Genomic DNA, 19,331 nt, shown 5'->3' with positions numbered 1-19,331 from the left:
AACCTGGGCTTTAGCATTCCTGGGTTACGAAGGTTCTCACTTAACCTTGGATCTATCTACATGCTTTTTACAGCACCTTTACTCGACAAACCCGCGCCCGGCTGGAAGCACGACTTGCCGGGGCCAAACGAATCGCCGTCCACAGAACCGTATCCGCCCGTACTGTCAAATTCACCCAACCATGTTGATGACGTGTGTCTCGAATTAGCGCGAGCCACAATGAGAATTCGGGGAGTTGGTGTTTGGCTCACACCCTTCATGTTCGCGCTTGCTCTCATCCCTCCTAGCGTTTGGATCATTCTTTTTATAGCCACTGGAGTTGTACCTTCTTTTGTATTCAATTTGTTCGGACTCATCGCACTTATCATCACCATATGGGCAGGCGTGTTTTTCTGGCGAATGGACACTGAAGCCCCCCGCGACGAACCCATCCGCTTCAACCGCGCCCGACGCAAAATATATGTCTACCGCTTTCATCACGACGGCCTCAGACCCTTCAGCCGCACCGCTTGGGGTGTGCGCGTCGAGGTTTTTGACTGGGATGATCTGCGCGCCGAGGCCTGTAGCATCTACGGTCCCATGGGCAGTGGCGGTCTCATCGAAACCGTCACTCTCGCCGTGGTGAAACCTGGCACCCATCAGGTAATAGATCGCTTTCATTTCGCCCATGAAATTCAACAAGGCGAAATGTACTGGGCCATGGCCCAACTGTTCATGCAGCAAGGCCCACAAGCCCTGCCCACCTTCCCCAGACCGCCGCGCGACTGGAACAACGAAGACGTGCGCTTCAACCTCGCCCGCCGCCTCGCTCCCAAAGTGCAGTGGCCTGCGGAAATAGACTTGGAATCACGCAGCGCTCCCTGAATACGGACCCGCCGCGATAGGGCATATGCCCCTTTGGCTACCTGCCGGCGCGTCTGCAAATTTAAAGCTGCAAGCAGCACTCACATAGAACCGGAACTGCTCATCATGCTATTTACAGCTCCTTTGCTCGACAAACCCGCGCCTGCCTGGAAACGCGATCTGCCAAAGCCGGATCAAACTCCTAACAACCTCCCATATCCACCCGTAATGCCAAGTCCGCCTAATCATGCGGATGCCATTTACCTTGAACTGCCCCGCTCGGCACTGAGAATACGGGGGCTAGGCGCCTGGTTGGCGATAGCTATTCTAGGTTTGTCCTTTCTCCTGCTTACAACTCCCCTAATCCTCCCTCCTGCACCATGGGAATCTGTTGATTGGGGCTTCATTCTAGTCTGCCTCGGTTTATCCATTGTCCTGTTTTGGTTCGGTATTCATGTCTGGCGAATGGATGTAGAAGCCCCCCTCGACGAACCCATCCGCTTCAACCGCCTGCGCCGCAAAGTTTACGTCTATCGCTTCCACCACAACGGGCTACGCCCTTTCAGTCGAACTGCCTGGGGCGTGCGTACGGAGGTTTACGACTGGGATGATCTGCGTGCCGAGGTGAGCAGCGTATATGGCCCCATGGGCACTGGCGGCCTGATCGAGTCGGTGAGCATCGCCGTGGTGAAACCCGGCACCTGTCAGGTGCTCGAACGCTTCCATTTCGCCCACGGCACCATGCAAGGCGAAATGTACTGGGCCATGGCCCAACTGTTCATGCAGCAAGGCCCACAAGCCCTGCCCGCCTTCTCTAAACCGCCGCGCGACTGGAACAACGAAGACGTGACGTTCAATCTTGCGCGCCGCTTGGCGCCCAAAGTGCGGTGGCCCGTAAATATTGATCTGGAATCGAAGACGGCGCCGTGACGTTGCTCATTTTTCTTCCCTCGACAAACCTGCGACTGGAATCGAGATTTGACCCAAAAACATTCCGACAATGGCCTCACCGACTACGCCTACGTCAGCGCCGATAACCTGTTGCCCGATGAGGGAGTGTTAGAGACAAATAGGTGAATGACACACCGCTTTCGCGAGCAGGCTCGCTCCCACATTTGGTTTTTGGTGGTCTCAGTGAGGGAGGATGTAGTTTTCGATCGCTTGGGCTACGCCGTCTTCGGTGTTCTGCGCTGTGACCACGTCGGCTTGGCGTTTCACCGCCTCCTCCGCCTGGCCCATGGCGATCGACAAGCCTGCGCAATGGAACATCGCCGGGTCGTTGCCGCCATCGCCGATGGCCGCCGTCTGCTCCAGCGGGATACCGAGATGCTCGGCCAGGGTCGCCAGCGCGGTGCCCTTGTTGGCCTCCAGCGCTGTCACGTCCAGATACACCGGTTGTGAACGCGATACCTGCGCCATGCCGTTGACCTTGGCCAGCAGTTGCGCCTCCAGCTCGATCAACAGGTCAGTGTTGTTACTGGTCGCGACAATCTTGTCGATGCGTTCCAGATACGGCTCGAAACTCTCGACCACCACCGGCGGATAACCGAGGCCATGCTGTTCGCGCGGCACCATCGGCCCGTGCGGATCCTTGAGCAGCCAGTCACCGCCGCTGAACACCCAGATCTCCACATCCGACTGATCGGCAAACGTGGCCAGCGCAATCAGCGCGGTGGTCGCCGGCAGGTAATGCGCAACCAGCAAACTGCCATCCGGATTGACGATGGTTCCACCGTTAAACGCCGCTGTCGGCAGATCAACGCCCAGGGCTTCGATCTGCTGCAGCATGGCTTTCGGCGGTCGGCCCGTGGCGAGGCTGAACAACACGCCCGCCTCACGCAACGAACGCACCGCATCAATGGTGCGCTGACTCAGCGTGTGATCCGGCAGCAACAGCGTGCCGTCCATGTCGCTGAGCAGAAAACGGACAGGTTGTTTCGGCAAGTCACTCATCCGAGGCCATGCCAGACGCGACCATCGCGAGTCAGTAGATCTTCGGCGGCTTGCGGGCCGTCTTCACCGGCGGCATAGGTCTGCACGCTCGCGTCCTGTTGCCAGGCGTCGAGGAACGGTTGCACCGCGCGCCAGCCGTTCTCGATGTTGTCGGCGCGCTGGAACAGCGTCTGATCGCCGGTCAGGCAGTCGTAGATCAGGGTTTCGTAACCGGTCGACGGCTGCATCTCGAAAAAGTCTTTGTAGGCAAAACCCAGTTCGATGTTGGCCATGTTCAACGCCGGCCCCGGCCGTTTGGCCAGCAGGTCGAACCACATGCCTTCGTTGGGCTGGATCTGGATACGCAGATAGGTTGGCTGCAATTCGTCGACTTCGGTGTCACGGAATTGCGCATACGGCGCCGGTTTGAAGCAGATGACGATCTCGGTATCGCGCACACTCATGCGCTTGCCGGTACGCAGGTAGAACGGCACGCCGACCCAACGCCAGTTGTCGATCATCACCTTCAGTGCAACGTAGGTTTCGGTGCTGCTCTCAGGCGAAACGTTAGGCTCTTGGCGATAACCGTTCAGTGACTTGCCATCGACTTCGCCTGCGCTGTACTGGCCGCGAACCGAGTTGGCCCGCGCCTCTTCAGTGGTCCACGGACGAATCGCGCCAACCACTTTGGCCTTCTCGCCGCGCACCGCATCGGCGCCGAACGCAGCCGGTGGTTCCATCGCCACCATGGCGAGCAACTGGAACAGGTGATTGGGCACCATGTCACGCAGTGCGCCGGTGTGCTCGTAAAAACTGCCACGGGTTTCGACACCGACGGTTTCAGCGGCGGTGATCTGCACGTGGTCGATGTAATGATTGTTCCAGAACGCTTCGAACAGGCTGTTGGAGAACCGGCTGACCAGAATGTTCTGTACGGTTTCCTTGCCCAGATAATGGTCGATCCGATAGATCTGCTTCTCGGACATCACCTTGAGCAAGCAGGCGTTCAACGCTTCAGCGGTTTGCAGATCGGAGCCGAACGGCTTCTCGATCACCACCCTTCTGAACGCTTCAGGGGTTTCTTCCAACAAACCGGCGCTACCGAGTCGGCGCACCACTTCGCTGAAGAAACGCGGCGCGGTGGCCAGGTAGAACACCGCATTGCCGGTGCCGCTGTCGGCGATTTTCGCCGCCAGGGCTGAATAGGTGCTGTCGTCCAGAAAGTCGCCCTGAACGTAGCTGATACCTTTGGCGAGCTTGGCCCACAAGGCCGGATCAAGCATCTGATCGCCCTTGCCGACCTTCGCCGCCACTTCGGTACGGATGAAGTCTTCAAGCTTCTGCGCGAAGGCCTCATCGGTAATGGCGTTGTGGTCAACGCCAACGATCCGCAGATTTTCGTCAAGCAAGCCGTCGCGACTGAGGTTGTACAGCGCTGGCATCAGCAAGCGCTTGACCAGGTCGCCGTGGGCACCGAACAAAAACAGCGTGGTCGGTGGTGCGGGTTCTGCCTTGGATTTTCTGCGGATCGTATGGGTCATTTCTTCGGTGTCTCCACGTGGCCGCCGAAGCCGAAGCGCTGGGCCGAAAGAATCTTGTCGCCAAAGGTGCCCTGACCGCGCGAACGGTAGCGCGAGAACAGCGAGTTCGACAGCACCGGCACCGGCACCGCTTGTTCCATGGCCGCTTCGATGGTCCATTGACCTTCGCCGCTGTCGGCAACAGAGCCGGAGAAACCGTCGAGCTTCGGATCGCTGGCCAGCGCATCGGCGGTCAGGTCGAGCAACCACGACGACACCACGCTGCCACGACGCCACACTTCGGCGATGTCAGCCACGTTCAGATCAAAACGCTGATCTTCCGGCAGTCGCTCGCTGGATTTGGTCTTGAGAATGTCGAAGCCCTCGGCGAACGCGGCCATCATGCCGTACTCGATACCGTTGTGAATCATCTTCACGAAGTGCCCGGCACCGGCAGGACCGGCGTGGATGTAACCGTGCTCGGCACGATGGTCGTCGGACTTGCGATCCTTGGTGCGCGGGATATCACCCATGCCCGGCGCCAGTGCGGCGAACAGAGGGTCGAGGCGCTGCACGGTTTCAGCGTCGCCGCCGATCATCATGCAATAACCGCGCTCCAGGCCCCAGACGCCGCCGGAAGTACCGACGTCGATGTAGTGCAGGCCTTTTTCGGCCAGGGTCTTGGCCCGGCGAATGTCATCCTTATAGTTGGTGTTGCCGCCGTCGATGATCGTATCGCCGGCTTCAAGCAGTGTGCTCAGGGTGTTGATGGTGTCTTCGGTGGGTGCGCCGGCCGGCAGCATGACCCAGACCGCGCGCGGTTTGGCCAGGCCGGCAACCAGTGCCGGCAAGTCGGCGACGCCGGTGGAGCCCTCGGCGACCAGGTTATCGATGAAAGCGGTATTGCGGTCGTAAACAACGGTGGTGTGACCGTTGAGCATCAGACGTCGCGCAATATTGCCGCCCATGCGGCCCAGTCCAATAATCCCGAGTTGCATGTGCTGATGCTCCTTACTACAAATAAATGTGTGTCATTGGTTATAGCCCAACGCGACTGATGGAGGTTAGTCCAGAGCGTTGCGATGAAGTTTCCGGGCATTGTGCCCGATCCAGACTGATAACGCCCCGAATCATGCAGAAGACACACCGACCATGAAAAATAAAAAAGTTCCATTCACAGGCAAAAGAAATCAAAATCGGCGCCGATAGTAAGTCAGCGACCCAAATCGGGCGCGACCTACAGTTGATGCACGCCATTTGCGAGGTGAGCAATGGGCACAGTACACACAGCAATGCCGCCACAAACCCTGTACGTGACGATTCGTCGCGATGAATTGCGTCAGTTGAAAGACGAACGCGACCAGTTGAAGCAGGAGCTGGCGCAGCTGCGCCTGTTGACCCAGGGTGCGCAACCGCAACCTTTGCCGGTCGTTCAGCGTCACCCCCACGCCTGATCCCCCGCACGATTCGGGAACGGCCGCCGCTGTTCCCGGCATGATGCACCGCTGCCCGCCTGGCGAAAGCCAAAAAGCGGCAACTCACAAACTTTTCACATTCTCTTCGTAATACTCCGCCCCATTCTGGCCGTACCTGCGTGTACGGCCTCCGTTCGTCGGCTTCATGGATGTTCCGGCGGTGGTTGTAACGAGTGAGCTGGAGCGCCGAATGGCATTGTTCAAACGCAGCAAAACGACTGCGACAGGTTTCGACTGGGCCGGACTTCTCTGGCTGTTTGTATTCTTCTGGTACTTCTCGGGTATCACCCAACTGCTGATCCAGCTGACCGGCACCTCCGGCTTCAGCGGCTTCCGTCAGGCGTTCTTCATGAGCGCACTGTGGCTGGCGCCAATGCTGCTCTTCCCCAAACGCACCAAAGTCCTCGCCGCCGTGATCGGCGTGGTGTTGTGGGCCTGCTCGATGGCCAGTCTTGGCTATTTCTTCATTTATCAGCAGGAATTCTCGCAAAGCGTCATCTTCATCATGTTCGAGTCGAACATCTCTGAAGCCGGCGAGTACATGACCCAGTACTTTGCCTGGTGGATGGTGGTGGCGTTCCTTGCACATACCGCGTTCGCGTATTTCCTGTGGACCCGCCTGCGCCCGGTGTACATGCCCCGTGGCCGTGCGATGGTCGCCGCCGCTGCGATCGTGATCGCGGTGGTTGGCTATCCACTGGTCAAACAAACGCTACGCATGGGTTCGTTCGCCCAAGGCTTCGAAAAATTCGAAACCCGCATCGAGCCTGCAGTGCCATGGCAGATGGCTGTGGCTTATCACCGTTATCTGGACACCCTCGCTGACATGCAGGGCATGCTGCATAACGTCAGCAAGATCCCGCCGCTGAAAAACCTCAAGGACGCCTCGGCCGACCAACCGAAGACCCTGGTGCTGGTGATCGGTGAATCGACCAACCGTCAGCGCATGAGCCTTTACGGCTATCAGCGCAGCACCACGCCGGAACTGGACAAGCTCAAGGATCAACTGGCGGTGTTCGACAACGTCGTCACCCCTCGCCCGTACACCATCGAAGCGTTGCAGCAGGTGCTGACCTTTGCTGACGAAGAGCATCCGGATCTGTACCTGTCGACCCCGTCGCTGGTCAGCATGATGAAACAGGCAGGCTACAAGACCTTCTGGATCACCAACCAGCAGACCATGACCAAGCGCAACACCATGCTCACGACCTTCTCCGAACAGGCTGACGAGCAGGTGTACCTGAACAACAACCGCAACCAGAACGCCGCGCAGTACGACGGTGATGTGATCGAGCCGTTCAACAAGGCACTGGCTGACGCGGCACCGCGCAAGCTGATCGTCGTGCATTTGCTCGGCACGCACATGAGCTACCAGTACCGCTATCCGCCGACGTTCGACAAGTTTCAGGATCGCAACGGCGTGCCACCCGGTGTGCGTGATGATCAGGTACCGACCTACAACAGCTACGACAACGCCGTGCTGTACAACGACTTCGTGGTGTCGAGCCTGATCAAGGATTACGCCAAATCCGATCCGAACGGCTTCCTGCTGTACCTCTCGGACCACGGTGAAGACGTGTTCGACTCGGTGGGCCACAAGACCCTGGGCCGCAACGAAAACAAACCGACCGCGCCGATGTACACCATCCCGTTCATGGCTTGGGCGTCGCCGAAGTGGAAGGAAAGCCACGACTGGAACTTCGCCGCTGACCTTGATCGTCCGTACAGCAGCTCGCACCTGATCCACACCTGGGCTGACCTGGCTGGATTGAGCTTCGATGAACTCGACCGCAGCAAGAGCCTGGTCAGCGACAGCTTCAAAGTGCGTCCACTGCTGATCGGCGACCCGTACCAGACTGAGCAGCGCGCGTTGATCGACTTCAGTTTGATGAAGCCGAAGAAACCCGACGCAGCACCTGCGGGCGTCGCGCAGCAGTAAAGCTGCTGTGGATCTCTCTAGGTGAACGCAACCGAAGTGCGTTGTGCCTGATCCATTGAAAAGCTCTGTATCGAAAGATGCAGAGCTTTTTTTATTCCAAGGGCCGGAAACATGGGTACCGTACGTCGGATTTCAGCCCGCACCTGTCAGATCTGACAGGTGCGCAAACTGCCGTTTAGCCGTTCAATCACTCCATCGCTCAAACCCACGGAGTGCCACGCCATGTCCGCCAACGCCCCATCCAACAACGCCCCGCGACTGCTCAAGGAGCTCAAAATCCCCGGCCGTACCGGTCCGGTGACGCAGACGCCTCTGACGTGGGGCATCAATCTCGCCGCACTGAAGCTCAACTTCCCTCGTCAGGGTCTGCTATGCCAGGCCGGGCCTTGGGGGACGATGGATATCGGCGACACGCTGCGGATCTGGCGGGGTTCCGACCAGCTGATAGGGCTGAAAATCGTTGATAAGGATGAGGTCAACACCGAGCTGCAAATATTCGTGCAGGCCATACACTTTCCCGATGGTATGCACAAAATCTCCTACGCCGTCACCCGCCTCGGCGGTACGCCCGAACACTCGGAAGTGATGCAGGTGCTGGTCAAAACCACCCTCCCCGGTGGCCCTGACCACAGCGAAACCCCGGGCCATCCAGCTCTGGTCATGTCCATCGCCAAGGAGATTTTGGAGGGTGGCATCAATATGGAGAACGTCAAAAACGGCATACCCGTCACCCTCGGCAAGGGCGACGGCACGCCGCCTTATCCGTTCGCTTCCGCCGGCGATAAGCTCCAGTTCACCTGTGGCGGTATATTCTACGAAGCCCAGGAGCTGACCGAGGAGCAGGCAAACGGAACGACTCCGCTCGTCGTGACCATCCCCGAGGAGACGATAAGAAAAGCCGGCGACTCCGACGCTACAGGTATGCCCATAGCCTTCGAGGTCTACGACCCCGTCCACAACCGTTCCGAAGACTGGAGTAGAGAACAACGGGTGGTGGTGACACTTGAAACGACGTTATTGGTCGCACCGTTGCTCAAGGAGGCCATCAACAATGAGCTGGATGTCGATAAACTGGCCGGCGGCGCCGGTACGGCCCAGGTCTGGATCTCAGGCAACTCGTTTAAAGTCGGCGACCGGCCCGTCCTGCGAATCAGGGGGACTCCGCGCGAAGGCCAACCGATTGATCTCGAAGTGCGTGGTGAAAAGTTGGTCAGCGTGCCAACCACTCATGAAACCAATATTCCCAACGCCGTACTGCGCCAGTTGGTGCAAACCCAGATTGCTCTCTCTTACCGCTTGGAGAAGGCCGACGGCTCAACCGAACTGAAATCCAAGACCCAATTCATCAGCGCCATCGGCGAGATCCACCGGCTGGCCGCCCCCGTGGCCCTTGATGCGGAGCAAGGCGCCATTGACCCTCTGGATCCGGATCTGAAACAGGTGCGTATCGAGATACCGTTCGATGCCTCGTTCCAGCCCGGCCAGGCGATCAAACAGTTCTGGCTCGGCACCCGCCCCGACTTGAGTACCTACTTGCCGACCCTGCCATTACGGCCGATTAGCCAAGGCGATTACGAGGCCAAAGAACCGTTGCTGATCATCGTCGACATTCAGCACCTGACAGCGATCATTGGCGGAAAACTGGAGCTGTATTACCAGTTGCTGATCGACGACTCGGTGCTCGGCACCATGACCCAACTCAGCCAGACCCACGCCATCCGCGAATCGATCCACGCCGACATCCTGCAGATCGGCGAACCACGCAAGGAATTGCCCGAGCCTCAAGTGGACGGCGTAGTCGACGGCATGCTGCCACCCGACACCAACGGCACCACGCTGACCGTGAACTACCTCAAGACTTCCGTTGGCGACATCGTCACCCGCTTCTGGAGAGGCTCAAACACTGGCGTAAACAGCGACTGGGTCAAACTGAGCTCCTTCACCGCCGGCCAGCCTGTGCCGTTCCCGATCAAGGCCGAACTGATCAAGGACAACGAAGGCGGGACGGCGGAGGCGGATTACCAGATCGAGTGGGCGGCGGGTGGGACGAGTTATTCGGATACGCTGAAGTTCAATGTCGGGGTAAAGCCGGATCTGAAAGCTCCCGAGATCAAGGAAGCTGTCAATAACGTCCTTCAGCCCATCGCTGCCAGAAACACACTGACCGCGATTGTCCGGGCGTTCCCGAACATGGTCGGTACACAGGTGAGCGTGACCTGGGCTGGCACGCCCGGTGAAGGCAGCACAACCGTCGGCCCGATAACCGTGACGGCGCAGCAGGATCTGGAGGTTTCGCTGGATAATTTGCTGGTTGCGTTAAATTTGGGCAATAAAGATGTGAAGGTCAGTTACATCGTTACTCTTAATGGAACACCGCTGGGTTCGAAAGAGTCGACGCTGCATGTAGCGGCGATTGTTGATGGCGATAACAATCTGCCGACGCCATCAATCGATGGAGCGGTCGGCAATGAACTGGATGTAACACTACTGAAAGATTCGGCGCAGTTACGCATCGACAAATGGTTACTGCAGGCTTTGTACCAGTGCATCTGGTTGCGCTATGACGGTACTGACAAAAACGGCAAGCCCGTAGAGTACGTGTTCTGGGCAGGTGAGGCGCATCAGCAGGCGGAGGGGTTGGTGACAGCTGCGCTAGTTGCATGGTTACGGGAGCTTAAGGATGGAACTACGCTGACGATTACGTTCAAGGTGAACTATGACAAAGTGGCGAATGCTGAAAAGGCAGTGGCTTTTCCGGAGCAGGCTTATACAGTAAGGGCTGTACCAGAATTAATTATCGACGATCGTGACGTATTTCTGACCGGGCCAAAATGGGTATTTCATAATCCGTTCTATGTCACCGTACCTTCTCTTCATCAGGGTGACTATGCAGATCGGTATCCTGACCAAGGAACTCCACCCTATACCTTCACCTCAGACAACGACGGAATCGCCACAGTACTTGAACAAGGCATTGGCCGGATTCAAGGCACCGGGAACGGTACAACTTACATTACCGTATCAGACATGTGCGGACAGAAAAAACGAATCAAAGTGACAGTGGAAGGAGTACGAATTATTCACAACACATCCACAAGAATGTTGCCCCTCCAAGCCCACACATGGCGTGAGATCAACTCACTAAGACCATTAACCGACGACATGTTCGCATCTTTTAAGGCCGCTTTTCCAGCGATCAATCAACCCACTCTTCATCAAAGTTTCTGGGTAAACAGATTTAATAGCTATTACATCGAAAGGGATGAGGGACCCGCTTTTTGGAGAAACATCCGCGAGACTCTAAACCAGGGTTATAGAATCGGGATCGGCTGGACAGACACTCCATCATAGTCCGAAACACAGGCGAGAATAGGCCACAATTTCTTAATCGCTGAATTAAATATCCAATGGTCGCAACCTTCGGTAATTCCTAAACAATTCAACTTAGGAACTGCCGCAGGCTGCGATCTTTTGCGCTGGAGAAAACTGGCGGTATGCCAAAGCACTTAGCTTCGCACCTACAAGAAATCTCGGAGAACTCCCGCAGACTGCAGCGGTTGACTCCCCTCCCCCCACTCCCTATCCTCGCGCCCTGTCACGACTCATTCGTGATCGGGTTTGACGGCCTGAAAAATTCAAGACGCACATTGCTCTCCAATGCGCGCGCACTCCTGTGTCCGACGCACTGCTCAATGGTGACTGTGTGCGGGGCATCTTCGGGTGCGCCGGGTGTCTTGGACCGGTCCGTCAACCTGCACACAGTTGCCACCTATTCGTTTGACGGCGATGAAGTGGCGGTTCTCTGACTTCCAAGAGGCTGCACCCATGACCGATCCAACCACAAAATCCACCCCCTTCGCCCCCTGCGACCACGTCGCCCACCATCTCTTCACCGTCCAACCCGACATCCCCCTACTCGACGCCCTCGAACACGCCTCCGTTTACCTCAACTGCGCCGAAGCCCTGGCTCATCAAGCCCCAACCGCCACCCGCCCGGAACACAGCGGCTCGCTGCACTGGGCCAGCCAGCAAATGCTCGCCACCGCCCGCGCGTTGGTGCTGGCATCGGTCGCCGGTTTACACGCCGCGCAAGCCGGAGGTGAGGCATGAGTTCGCACATTTCGATGACTCACAACGAAGACAGCATTCCGGTTTTATTGATCTCCAGCGAAGCCCCGCTGGATGTCTTGCACAGCAGCGCAGCCAGTCGGTTTCTGGCGGTGACACAGATGATGGAAAGTCTGGCCAGTCTGGATATTTCGTCCGCCAAAGGTGCCGATGTGCAGCAACTGGCCCATGCCGCGGCGATGTTGCTGCGCGATGGCTGTGACGTGATGGATGTGTTGGGGCGGCAGATTCGTTTGCGCGTCTGATAGCGGCAAGAGCAAAAGATCGCAGCCTTCGGCAGCTCCTGCACCGACCTTTGTGGGAACGGCCGAAGGCTGCGATTTTTTGATTTTCAAGCGAGGTCGAGACCTACCGCTGGAACACCCACAAATAACAATATTTCTCGTTTGACACTAAATCCCAACGCCACCCTTCGTCTTTGAACAAACGGAATTTTTCCCTCGAAGACAAGGAGTCGGCTGCGATGTTCGCGCCCATTACCCGTTCCATGACCCTCGCCCTGGGTCTCTGCAGCGCTGCTTTCAGTGCGGATCTGCTGGCTGAAAGCGAAGCCGAAAAGCAACCGGAGCCCGCCGCGCCGGCACTGGAGCTGGCCACCACCAACGTCAGTGCTCAAGGCCTGGGCAGCACCACCGAAAACACCGACGCCTACACCACGGGCGCGATGAGTACGGCGACTCGGCTGAACCTGTCGATCAAGGAAACCCCGCAATCGGTGTCGGTGATCACGCGTCAGCAGATGGACGATTTCAAACTCGGTACATTGTCCGAGGCCATGCGTCAGACCACGGGCGTGGTGGTTCAGCACCTCGACTCGGATCGGGTGAGCTATTCGTCACGCGGCTATACGATCAAAAACTTCCAGATCGACGGGATGCTCAACACCTTCGATCGCATGCAGTCCGACGCTGACACCATCATTTATGACCGCATTGAAGTGGTTCGCGGCGCCACCGGACTGACCACCGGTGCGGGCGATCCCTCGGCCACCATCAACATGGTGCGCAAGCGTCCGACCGCACAATTGCAGGCGCTGGCGGGCGTCAGTGGTGGCAGCTACGACAATTACTACAGCTACGTCGACGTGGGTGGCCCGCTGGCGTTCGACGGCCGCTTGCGCGGTCGCACGGTGCTGGCCTACCGCGACAACAAGTCGATCCGCGATCACTATGCGCTGCAACGGGAGGTCGGTTACGGGATTCTCGAAGCGGATCTGACGGATAGCACGGTGCTGGCGGTCGGCTACGACTATCAAAACAAGCACGTGCAAGGCTCATCGTGGGGCACGGTGCCGTATTGGAATGCCGAGGGCGGCAAGGCCGGTCTTGGCCGGTCGACCAACATGGCGACATCCTGGAGTTCGTGGCCGCTGAAGGACAAAACCGCGTTTGCTACCGTCGACCAGCAGCTGGCTGGAGGCTGGCATCTGAAGGCCGCCTACACCCATCGCAAAAGTGAGACCGACGGCAAGATCTACTACGGCGGTGGCGGTTTTCCCGAGGCCGATCGCAGCGGCATGAGCGCTTACATGGGCCATATGCTCGGCGAGCAAACCATGAAAGTGTATGACTTCAACGTCGCCGGCCCCTACTCGCTGTTCGGGCGCGAGCACGAAATGATGTTCGGCTATGGCGAAGCCGAACGCGGCGCCGAGTCGCCTTATATGATCGATGGCCCAGAGGCGGCGGATTACGGCAGCATCCGTGACTGGAAATACATGAGCGACATCGGCAAGTTTTCCGATACCGTCACTGACCGCAATGGCTCACGAAGCAAGACCCGGCAAAAGGCCGGATACCTGGCTACTCGCCTGAGCTTTACCGACGAACTTCACGCCGTGCTCGGTAGCCGTTATGGCAGTTGGGAAGAGTCCCAACGCGACAATTACTACGACAGCCAACTGCAGTTGAGCAGCTTCGACGCAACCAGCCAGCGCCAGAATGACATCTGGACACCCTACGCAGGCCTGCTCTACGACCTGACGCCGGAATACACCGCGTACGTCAGCTACACCGACATATTCAAACCGCAAAGCAATCGCGACAGCAGTCGCAAATACCTGGAACCGGTGGTGGGCAGCAATTACGAGCTGGGCCTCAAGGGCAGCTTGCTGGACGAACGCCTGAATGTGGCGACCGCGCTGTTCTGGAGCAAACAGGACAATGTCGCCGAGGTGGACGATTCCGTGGCGCCAGATCCGGTGACCGGAGAGGAGTTTTACAAGAGCGGTGGCAAGGGCAACAAGGTCAATGGTTTCGAAGCCGAAGTGTCTGGCGAACTCCTTGATGGCTGGAACATGACCGCTGGTTACACCTACACCCACTCGGCCAATGGCGACAAGGAACGCAGCAACACCAACCAGCCGTTGAACATGTTCCGGCTGTCCACGGCTTATCGCCTGCCCGGCCACTGGAACGCGTTGACCGTGGGTGGCGCCGTCAACTGGCAGAGCGACGTCTACGGCAACTCCAACCGCCCGGTCGGGCGCGGCGCCAATGGACGCATCATCACCGAACGCACACGCATCAGTCAGGACGCCTACACCGTGGTCAATCTGATGTCGCGCTACGAGTTCGACCGACACCTGTCGGCCTCACTGAACGTCAACAACCTGTTCGACAAGAAGTATTACGACAACGTCGGCTTCTATAACGGCGTGTATTGGGGTGACCCGCGCACCGTCACCCTGAGTCTCGACTGGAAGCTCTGAGCCCTGCCTCTCGTGCGCGGCGCACCTTCGCATGGAGGTGCGCCGCATCTGTCTGATATCGCCCCGCAACATGCTGCAAAACCTACATTGAATCGCCGTTAACCCCGTGTTAATTCATGCCACCCAGACTCTCCTCCGAGATCTGCTTCATGGACGAACGGCTCCCACTTGTTCAGTAGGAGGCACCATGAAAATCACTACCGTAATCCTTGCCGGGCTGTTTGCCCTGGGTTTTGCCAGCGTTTTCGCCGAGGGCGGCGCTGAGCGCATGCGTTATTACTACGACAACTTCCCGGTCCACCACGCCCAGAGCGAACAGAAGAGCGACGCCAACGCGAAAGAAATTCGCGTTCCCGCCGACCAGACGGCGCAAGTGACCGAGTCCTACCGCGACTGAGATTGACCGAGCAACCGATGGACCTTCCGTGGCTCCGCTCTGGCCTGGAAGAAGACAGTTTGGCGCCCTGATTGGGGCGCCTTTTTTTATGGGCGTTGAGTTGGGTGTTCGGCTTTCGACCGTGGCGAATTCGCCCCTCATCGGAACGCCGCCCGCCCAGCCCTCTCCCGAGGGAGAGGGAGTTGTTTTGTGGTGTTTTCGGGATCGGGGTTTGCCTGGTAGGCAGCAGTGTGTTTGGCGTTTGATTTGTGGTGAATTCGCCCCTCACCCCAGCCCTCTCCCGAGGGAGAGGGAGCCGATTTGTGGTGTTTTCGGGATCGGAGTTTGTCTGGTAGGCAGCTGTGTGTTTGGCGTTTGATTTGTGGTGAATTCGCCCCTCATCGGAACGCCGCCCGCTCAGCCCTCTCCCGAGAGAGAGGGAGCTGATCTGTATGCTTTTCAAAACCTGAGTTCGGCTCGATATTTCAGGTCGGCGTACCCCGCCCAAACACCTCGGTCAGTCCCCTCTCCCTCTGGGAGAGGGCTAGGGTGAGGGGCTTCTAGGCCTGCAGATTCTTGATCCAGAACAGCATCCGCCCATGATCGGGGTCGAACATGCCTGGCGCGAAGCCGAATTTGCTGTAGGCATTCTGCGCTACGGCGTTGCCTTCCAGCACTTCGAGGGTGATCTTGCAGCAGCCGCGCTGGCGAGAAATCTCCTCGACTTTCTGCAGCATTTTCTGGCTCAGACCGAGACCGCGGAATTTATCCACTACCGCCACGTCGTGGACGTTGACCAACGGTTTGCAGGCAAACGTGGAGAACCCTTCAAAGCAGTTCACCAGCCCCGCCGGCTCGCCCCCGACAAAGGCCAGCACACTGAACGCATGCGGGCGTCGGGCCAGTTCTTCGGGCAGTCGACGCAACAGCTCAGGGTCGAGCGAATGACCGCCGCCCATGGGGTCTTCTGCGTAATGATTGAGCACGATACCGATGGCCTCGGCGTGCGTTGGATTGCTGTAGCTGGCTTGAAGCACAAGAATTTCTGCGGAATCCATTTCCATCCCCGAACACACAAAAGCCCCGGCGCGCAAAGTGCGTGCTGAAAGGCTGTCTGACCTTAGCGCGGGGGTGATCGGGCGGGCAACCCGCAAATGCAAAAGATCAAAAGATCAAAAGATCAAAAGGTCAAAAGATCGCAGCCTTCGGCAGCTCCTACAGATAATCGGATGTAGGAGCTGCCGAAGGCTCGGGCCGCGATCGGACGATCTTTGGCTTTTTCAGTGGCCCCAAATCAACTCTTCAGTCCAGCCCAGTTCAGCAAAGTCCTCGGCGCGTAGACTGCTCTCGCCGAGACAGAAAAACTCATCCAGTTGCGGCGGCTCCACCGCGGTGCCGCTGAGCATCGCATGCACCTGGCCACGGTGATGAAGCTGATGTTCAAACAGGTGCGAAAGCATGCGCAAACGGCTGTCGTGCTGCGGCGTATCGCGGGCGATGGTGACGATGCGGGCCAGATCGGCATCGCGCAGTTGCTCGCAATAAGCAATCAGCCGCCGATCAACGTGAGCCTGCTCTTCACGCAACTGCGCGCCCTCGGTAAACGGCTCATCCGCGTTGAAAAACACATAGCAATCGGGATGCGGCTCGTCCCCACGCAACTCGCGTTCCAGCGCATCGACGTAGAACCAGTCGCAGGTGAGGATGTGATTGAGGGTCAGACGAATGCTCGGGAAGAAACTCACCCGGGGCGCGACCAGATCTGCCGCTTCGAGCTGGCTCCAGGCCTTGGCCAGACGATGATTGGCCCAGGCATTCTGATAAGCCATGGTCAGCAGATGATGGGAAAGCGGTTGGCTCATGGTGGCGCCCTCTTCACTCAAGTTTCGGCAAAGCGCTGCAGTTGCATCTCCTGCAAGCGACTGAGGGTGCGGCGGAACGGGAATTCCAGATAACCCTCGGTGTACAGCGCAGCCATTGGCACTTGCGCCTCGATGTACAGCGGCACCTTGCGGTCGTAGCACTCGTCGACCAGCGCGATGAAACGCCGCACGCCGTCGTCGTGAACCGACAATTGCGGCAACTCGCGGTCACCGGCCACCACCCGTTCGGCGCCATCTTCGGTACCGCGAGCGATGCGCCCTTCGCGTTTCTGTGCGCTCAGGTTGGGCACTTCGCTCAACAGAATAGCCGTGTAGCGGTCACACAGCGCGATGAAATCCATGGCGGCGAACGGTTGCTCGCAGAGATCCGCATAGCGACACCACACCACCGTTTCACTGGCCTGCACCACGTTCAACCGGCGATGCCCGACCGACACCGGTTCAGCGCTGGCCGATTGCCCGGCGGTCAGTGCCTGAAAAACTTCGTCCAGCGCACTGACCCCGGATGTGGCCACAAAGTAGCGTTGCAACCCCGCCCCCGGATGCAGGCGATGGTCCTCGGCGCCATTCACCGCCACCACCTGCATATGCGCCTTGATCGCGGCAATTGCCGGGACAAAACGGTCGCGATTGAAACCATCGGCGTACAAGTCATCCGGCGGCAGGTTGGACGTGCACACGATCACCACGCCTTCGTCGAACATCACCTGAAACAGCCGACCGAGAATGATCGCGTCACCGATGTCGTTGACGAACAGCTCATCGAAACACAGCACCCGCACCTCGGATGCCAGCTCCCTGGCCAGCGCGCGCAACGGATCGGCAATCCCGGTCAACTGGAACGAGCGCTGATGCACCCAGCCCATGAAGTGATGAAAATGTTGGCGTCGCGCCGGCACGCGCAGGCTCTGATAGAACTGATCCATCAGCCAGGTCTTGCCGCGTCCGACCGGGCCCCACAGATAAACGCCGCTGACCGAACGGGCACCGGCGTGCAGGGCTTCGTGGCATTTTTGCAGCGCCCAGACTGCGTGTTCCTGGGCTTCATCCTGGATGAAGCCCTTGTGTTGCACGGCGTGTTGCCAGGCGCTGAGGGGGGAGTCGAAAGTCATGCGCGGCAGTATGCCACGCCGATTACAGGGAAATATCCAGTCGGGCGATTTTCCCCTGCTCGTTCAAACGAAACATGTAGCGCAGTTGCGCCGGACTGCCGGGGAAGGTGGATCGGCGCGCCGAGGGCGGTCAGTTCCGCGATATCGCGATAAAGCGTGCGTTTGGATACTTCCAGTTCGGCAGCCAGAGTCGCCGCCGTCACCGGGCGCTTCTTGCCACGCAACACTTGCAGCAAAATCAAAAGACGAGTGGTACGCGACACGATGTTCAGGCTCTGGACGGGAAGGATGGCGGAGCTTAGCAAAGGCTAGTGTCAGAAAACTGGCAGGAGCAATGTGCGAGCGAGCCTGCTCGCGAAAGCGGTGTGTCAGGCAACAATGATGTTGGCTGAGCTGACGCCTTCGCGAGCAGGCTCGCTCCCACAGGGGTACGCAGTGTTGCGTCAAATATCGACTTTGTGGCGGGCGGCGTAGAGGCAGAGCATTTCCATCGCCAGTGTCGCGGCAGCCAATGAAGTGACTTCGGCGTGGTCGTAGGCCGGGGCGACTTCCACCACGTCCATCCCGACCAGATTGATCCCACGCAAACCACCGAGAATTTCCAGCGCTTGCACGGTGCTCAAGCCTCCACAGACAGGGGTGCCAGTGCCCGGTGCGAAGGCCGGATCCAGACAGTCGATGTCGAACGTCAGGTACACCGGGTTATCGCCCACCCGCGCGCGGATCGCTTCGACAATCGCTTCGCAGCCACGGCGATGCACCTGTCGGGCATCCAGCACCTGAAAGCCCATGTGATCGTCATTGGTCGTGCGCAAACCGATCTGCACCGAACGCGCCGGATCCACCAAGCCTTCCCGAGCGGCGTGCCAGAACATGGTGCCGTGATCGACCCGCTTGCCCTCTTCGTCTGGCCAGGTGTCGCTGTGCGCATCGAAATGAATCAGCGACAGCGTGCCATGTTTGCGCGCGTGAGCCTTGAGCAGCGGATAGCTGATGAAGTGATCACCGCCAAACGTCAGCATCGCGCTGCCGGCGTTAAGAATTCGCTCGGCGTGAGCTTCGATGCTTTCCGGAACGCTGTGTGGCGCGCCGAAATCAAAGTCGCAGTCGCCATAATCGATGACCGCCAGATGATCGAACGGGTCAAACGTCCACGGCCAGTGGCGTTCCCAGGCAATCCCGGTGGACGCGGCGCGAATCCCCCGTGGCCCGAAACGTGCGCCGGGGCGGTTGCTGGTGGCGGTGTCGAACGGCACGCCGCTGACCGCAACATCCACGCCGCGCAGGTCTCGGCTGTAGCGCCGGCGCATGAAACTGGTGATGCCGGCGTAGGTGCTTTCGGCAGAGGTGCCGTAGAGGCTGTCGCGGGTCAGGGCCTGGTCGTTTTGCATGGGCACATCCATCGTGGTGCTC

At 58.5% G+C, this 19,331-nt stretch carries 16 protein-coding genes and 2 pseudogenes; 9 read left to right on the top strand and 9 right to left on the bottom strand.

All coding sequences use genetic code 11. The features are described 5' to 3' along the window. The first annotated feature begins 60 nt into the window (after positions 1-60). The gene (locus KBP52_RS30735; RefSeq protein WP_349251752.1) at positions 61-864 is read left to right on the top strand and encodes a DUF6708 domain-containing protein; all 804 of its coding nucleotides are present in this window, start codon (positions 61-63) and stop codon (positions 862-864) included. A gap of 105 nt (positions 865-969) precedes the next feature. Then, on the top strand, positions 970-1,773 hold the full coding sequence (locus KBP52_RS30730) for a DUF6708 domain-containing protein (protein ID WP_349251751.1): 804 nt from the start codon (positions 970-972) through the stop codon (positions 1,771-1,773). Between the two features lie 201 nt (positions 1,774-1,974). On the opposite strand, the gene KBP52_RS02675 is transcribed toward KBP52_RS30730, so the two are convergent. Genes KBP52_RS02675 through gnd form a run of 3 tightly spaced genes read right to left on the bottom strand, consistent with a single transcriptional unit; the run spans position 1,975 to position 5,293 of the window. Then, on the bottom strand, positions 1,975-2,796 hold the full coding sequence (locus KBP52_RS02675) for an HAD family hydrolase (RefSeq protein ID WP_212621977.1): 822 nt from the start codon (positions 2,794-2,796) through the stop codon (positions 1,975-1,977). Next, complete coding sequence (zwf, locus tag KBP52_RS02670; protein ID WP_077572749.1) at positions 2,793-4,316, bottom strand: glucose-6-phosphate dehydrogenase; 1,524 nt, start codon at positions 4,314-4,316, stop codon at positions 2,793-2,795. Before zwf ends, KBP52_RS02675 begins: the two co-directional genes overlap by 4 nt. Then, complete coding sequence (gene gnd / locus KBP52_RS02665) at positions 4,313-5,293, bottom strand: phosphogluconate dehydrogenase (NAD(+)-dependent, decarboxylating) (RefSeq protein WP_007914838.1); 981 nt, start codon at positions 5,291-5,293, stop codon at positions 4,313-4,315. Before gnd ends, zwf begins: the two co-directional genes overlap by 4 nt. A gap of 273 nt (positions 5,294-5,566) precedes the next feature. On the opposite strand from gnd, the gene KBP52_RS02660 reads away from it, so the two are divergent. From KBP52_RS02660 to KBP52_RS02630, 7 genes are all read left to right on the top strand, one after another. After that, the gene (locus tag KBP52_RS02660; RefSeq protein WP_016983768.1) at positions 5,567-5,749 is read left to right on the top strand and encodes a DUF6026 family protein; all 183 of its coding nucleotides are present in this window, start codon (positions 5,567-5,569) and stop codon (positions 5,747-5,749) included. A 211-nt stretch (positions 5,750-5,960) separates the two neighbouring features. Beyond that, on the top strand, positions 5,961-7,709 hold the full coding sequence (locus KBP52_RS02655) for a phosphoethanolamine transferase CptA (protein WP_212621976.1): 1,749 nt from the start codon (positions 5,961-5,963) through the stop codon (positions 7,707-7,709). 222 nt (positions 7,710-7,931) lie between these two features. After that, on the top strand, positions 7,932-11,060 hold the full coding sequence (locus KBP52_RS02650; RefSeq protein ID WP_212621975.1) for a hypothetical protein: 3,129 nt from the start codon (positions 7,932-7,934) through the stop codon (positions 11,058-11,060). Between the two features lie 474 nt (positions 11,061-11,534). Continuing rightward, complete coding sequence (locus KBP52_RS02645; protein ID WP_123596090.1) at positions 11,535-11,819, top strand: DUF3077 domain-containing protein; 285 nt, start codon at positions 11,535-11,537, stop codon at positions 11,817-11,819. Beyond that, complete coding sequence (locus tag KBP52_RS02640) at positions 11,816-12,082, top strand: short-chain dehydrogenase (protein ID WP_212621974.1); 267 nt, start codon at positions 11,816-11,818, stop codon at positions 12,080-12,082. The genes KBP52_RS02645 and KBP52_RS02640 overlap by 4 nt, the downstream gene beginning before the upstream one ends. Before the next feature lie 218 nt (positions 12,083-12,300). Further along, positions 12,301-14,547: a TonB-dependent siderophore receptor gene (locus KBP52_RS02635; protein WP_212621973.1), complete on the top strand. Its 2,247-nt coding sequence runs from the start codon at positions 12,301-12,303 to the stop codon at positions 14,545-14,547. Positions 14,548-14,734: 187 nt separating this feature from the next. Next, a complete protein-coding gene (locus tag KBP52_RS02630) occupies positions 14,735-14,944 on the top strand; it encodes a hypothetical protein (protein ID WP_212621972.1) in 210 nt (69 codons plus the stop codon). A gap of 539 nt (positions 14,945-15,483) precedes the next feature. Here the strand turns inward: KBP52_RS02630 and KBP52_RS02625 are convergent. The 6 genes and pseudogenes from KBP52_RS02625 to speB all read right to left on the bottom strand — a co-directional run bounded on the left by KBP52_RS02625 (position 15,484) and on the right by speB (position 19,321). After that, complete coding sequence (locus KBP52_RS02625; protein WP_123596084.1) at positions 15,484-15,981, bottom strand: GNAT family N-acetyltransferase; 498 nt, start codon at positions 15,979-15,981, stop codon at positions 15,484-15,486. 222 nt (positions 15,982-16,203) lie between these two features. Beyond that, positions 16,204-16,785, bottom strand: a complete 582-nt coding sequence (locus KBP52_RS02620) for a DinB family protein (RefSeq protein ID WP_212621971.1) — start codon at positions 16,783-16,785, stop codon at positions 16,204-16,206. A gap of 17 nt (positions 16,786-16,802) precedes the next feature. Further along, positions 16,803-17,918: a cell division protein ZapE gene (gene zapE / locus KBP52_RS02615; protein ID WP_212621970.1), complete on the bottom strand. Its 1,116-nt coding sequence runs from the start codon at positions 17,916-17,918 to the stop codon at positions 16,803-16,805. A gap of 22 nt (positions 17,919-17,940) precedes the next feature. Then, positions 17,941-18,027, bottom strand: a pseudogene (locus KBP52_RS02610) (nuclear transport factor 2 family protein); the annotation flags it as partial. Then, a pseudogene (locus KBP52_RS02605) lies at positions 18,026-18,181 on the bottom strand (HTH domain-containing protein); the annotation flags it as partial. The pseudogenes KBP52_RS02605 and KBP52_RS02610, both read right to left, overlap by 2 nt. 180 nt (positions 18,182-18,361) lie before the next feature. Continuing rightward, positions 18,362-19,321, bottom strand: coding sequence for an agmatinase (gene speB, locus KBP52_RS02600; protein ID WP_212621969.1), 960 nt, complete (start codon positions 19,319-19,321; stop codon positions 18,362-18,364). Positions 19,322-19,331 lie beyond the last annotated feature (10 nt).

Origin of the sequence: Pseudomonas sp. SCA2728.1_7 (genome assembly GCF_018138145.1) — a bacterium.
GTDB classification, from domain to species: Bacteria; Pseudomonadota; Gammaproteobacteria; order Pseudomonadales; family Pseudomonadaceae; genus Aquipseudomonas; species Aquipseudomonas koreensis_A.
This window is presented reverse-complemented; position numbering and strand designations above follow the sequence as displayed.

Excerpts from the sequence above, each read along its gene's own strand:
- KBP52_RS30735 (WP_349251752.1), top strand. The coding sequence starts at position 61 with ATGCTTTTTACAGCACCTTTACTCGACAAACCCGCGCCCGGCTGGAAG.
- KBP52_RS30730 (WP_349251751.1), top strand. The coding sequence starts at position 970 with ATGCTATTTACAGCTCCTTTGCTCGACAAACCCGCGCCTGCCTGGAAA.
- KBP52_RS02675 (WP_212621977.1), bottom strand. The coding sequence starts at position 2,796 with ATGAGTGACTTGCCGAAACAACCTGTCCGTTTTCTGCTCAGCGACATG.
- zwf (WP_077572749.1), bottom strand. The coding sequence starts at position 4,316 with ATGACCCATACGATCCGCAGAAAATCCAAGGCAGAACCCGCACCACCG.
- gnd (WP_007914838.1), bottom strand. The coding sequence starts at position 5,293 with ATGCAACTCGGGATTATTGGACTGGGCCGCATGGGCGGCAATATTGCG.
- KBP52_RS02660 (WP_016983768.1), top strand. The coding sequence starts at position 5,567 with ATGGGCACAGTACACACAGCAATGCCGCCACAAACCCTGTACGTGACG.
- KBP52_RS02655 (WP_212621976.1), top strand. The coding sequence starts at position 5,961 with ATGGCATTGTTCAAACGCAGCAAAACGACTGCGACAGGTTTCGACTGG.
- KBP52_RS02650 (WP_212621975.1), top strand. The coding sequence starts at position 7,932 with ATGTCCGCCAACGCCCCATCCAACAACGCCCCGCGACTGCTCAAGGAG.
- KBP52_RS02645 (WP_123596090.1), top strand. The coding sequence starts at position 11,535 with ATGACCGATCCAACCACAAAATCCACCCCCTTCGCCCCCTGCGACCAC.
- KBP52_RS02640 (WP_212621974.1), top strand. The coding sequence starts at position 11,816 with ATGAGTTCGCACATTTCGATGACTCACAACGAAGACAGCATTCCGGTT.
- KBP52_RS02635 (WP_212621973.1), top strand. The coding sequence starts at position 12,301 with ATGTTCGCGCCCATTACCCGTTCCATGACCCTCGCCCTGGGTCTCTGC.
- KBP52_RS02630 (WP_212621972.1), top strand. The coding sequence starts at position 14,735 with ATGAAAATCACTACCGTAATCCTTGCCGGGCTGTTTGCCCTGGGTTTT.
- KBP52_RS02625 (WP_123596084.1), bottom strand. The coding sequence starts at position 15,981 with ATGGATTCCGCAGAAATTCTTGTGCTTCAAGCCAGCTACAGCAATCCA.
- KBP52_RS02620 (WP_212621971.1), bottom strand. The coding sequence starts at position 16,785 with ATGAGCCAACCGCTTTCCCATCATCTGCTGACCATGGCTTATCAGAAT.
- zapE (WP_212621970.1), bottom strand. The coding sequence starts at position 17,918 with ATGACTTTCGACTCCCCCCTCAGCGCCTGGCAACACGCCGTGCAACAC.
- speB (WP_212621969.1), bottom strand. The coding sequence starts at position 19,321 with ATGGATGTGCCCATGCAAAACGACCAGGCCCTGACCCGCGACAGCCTC.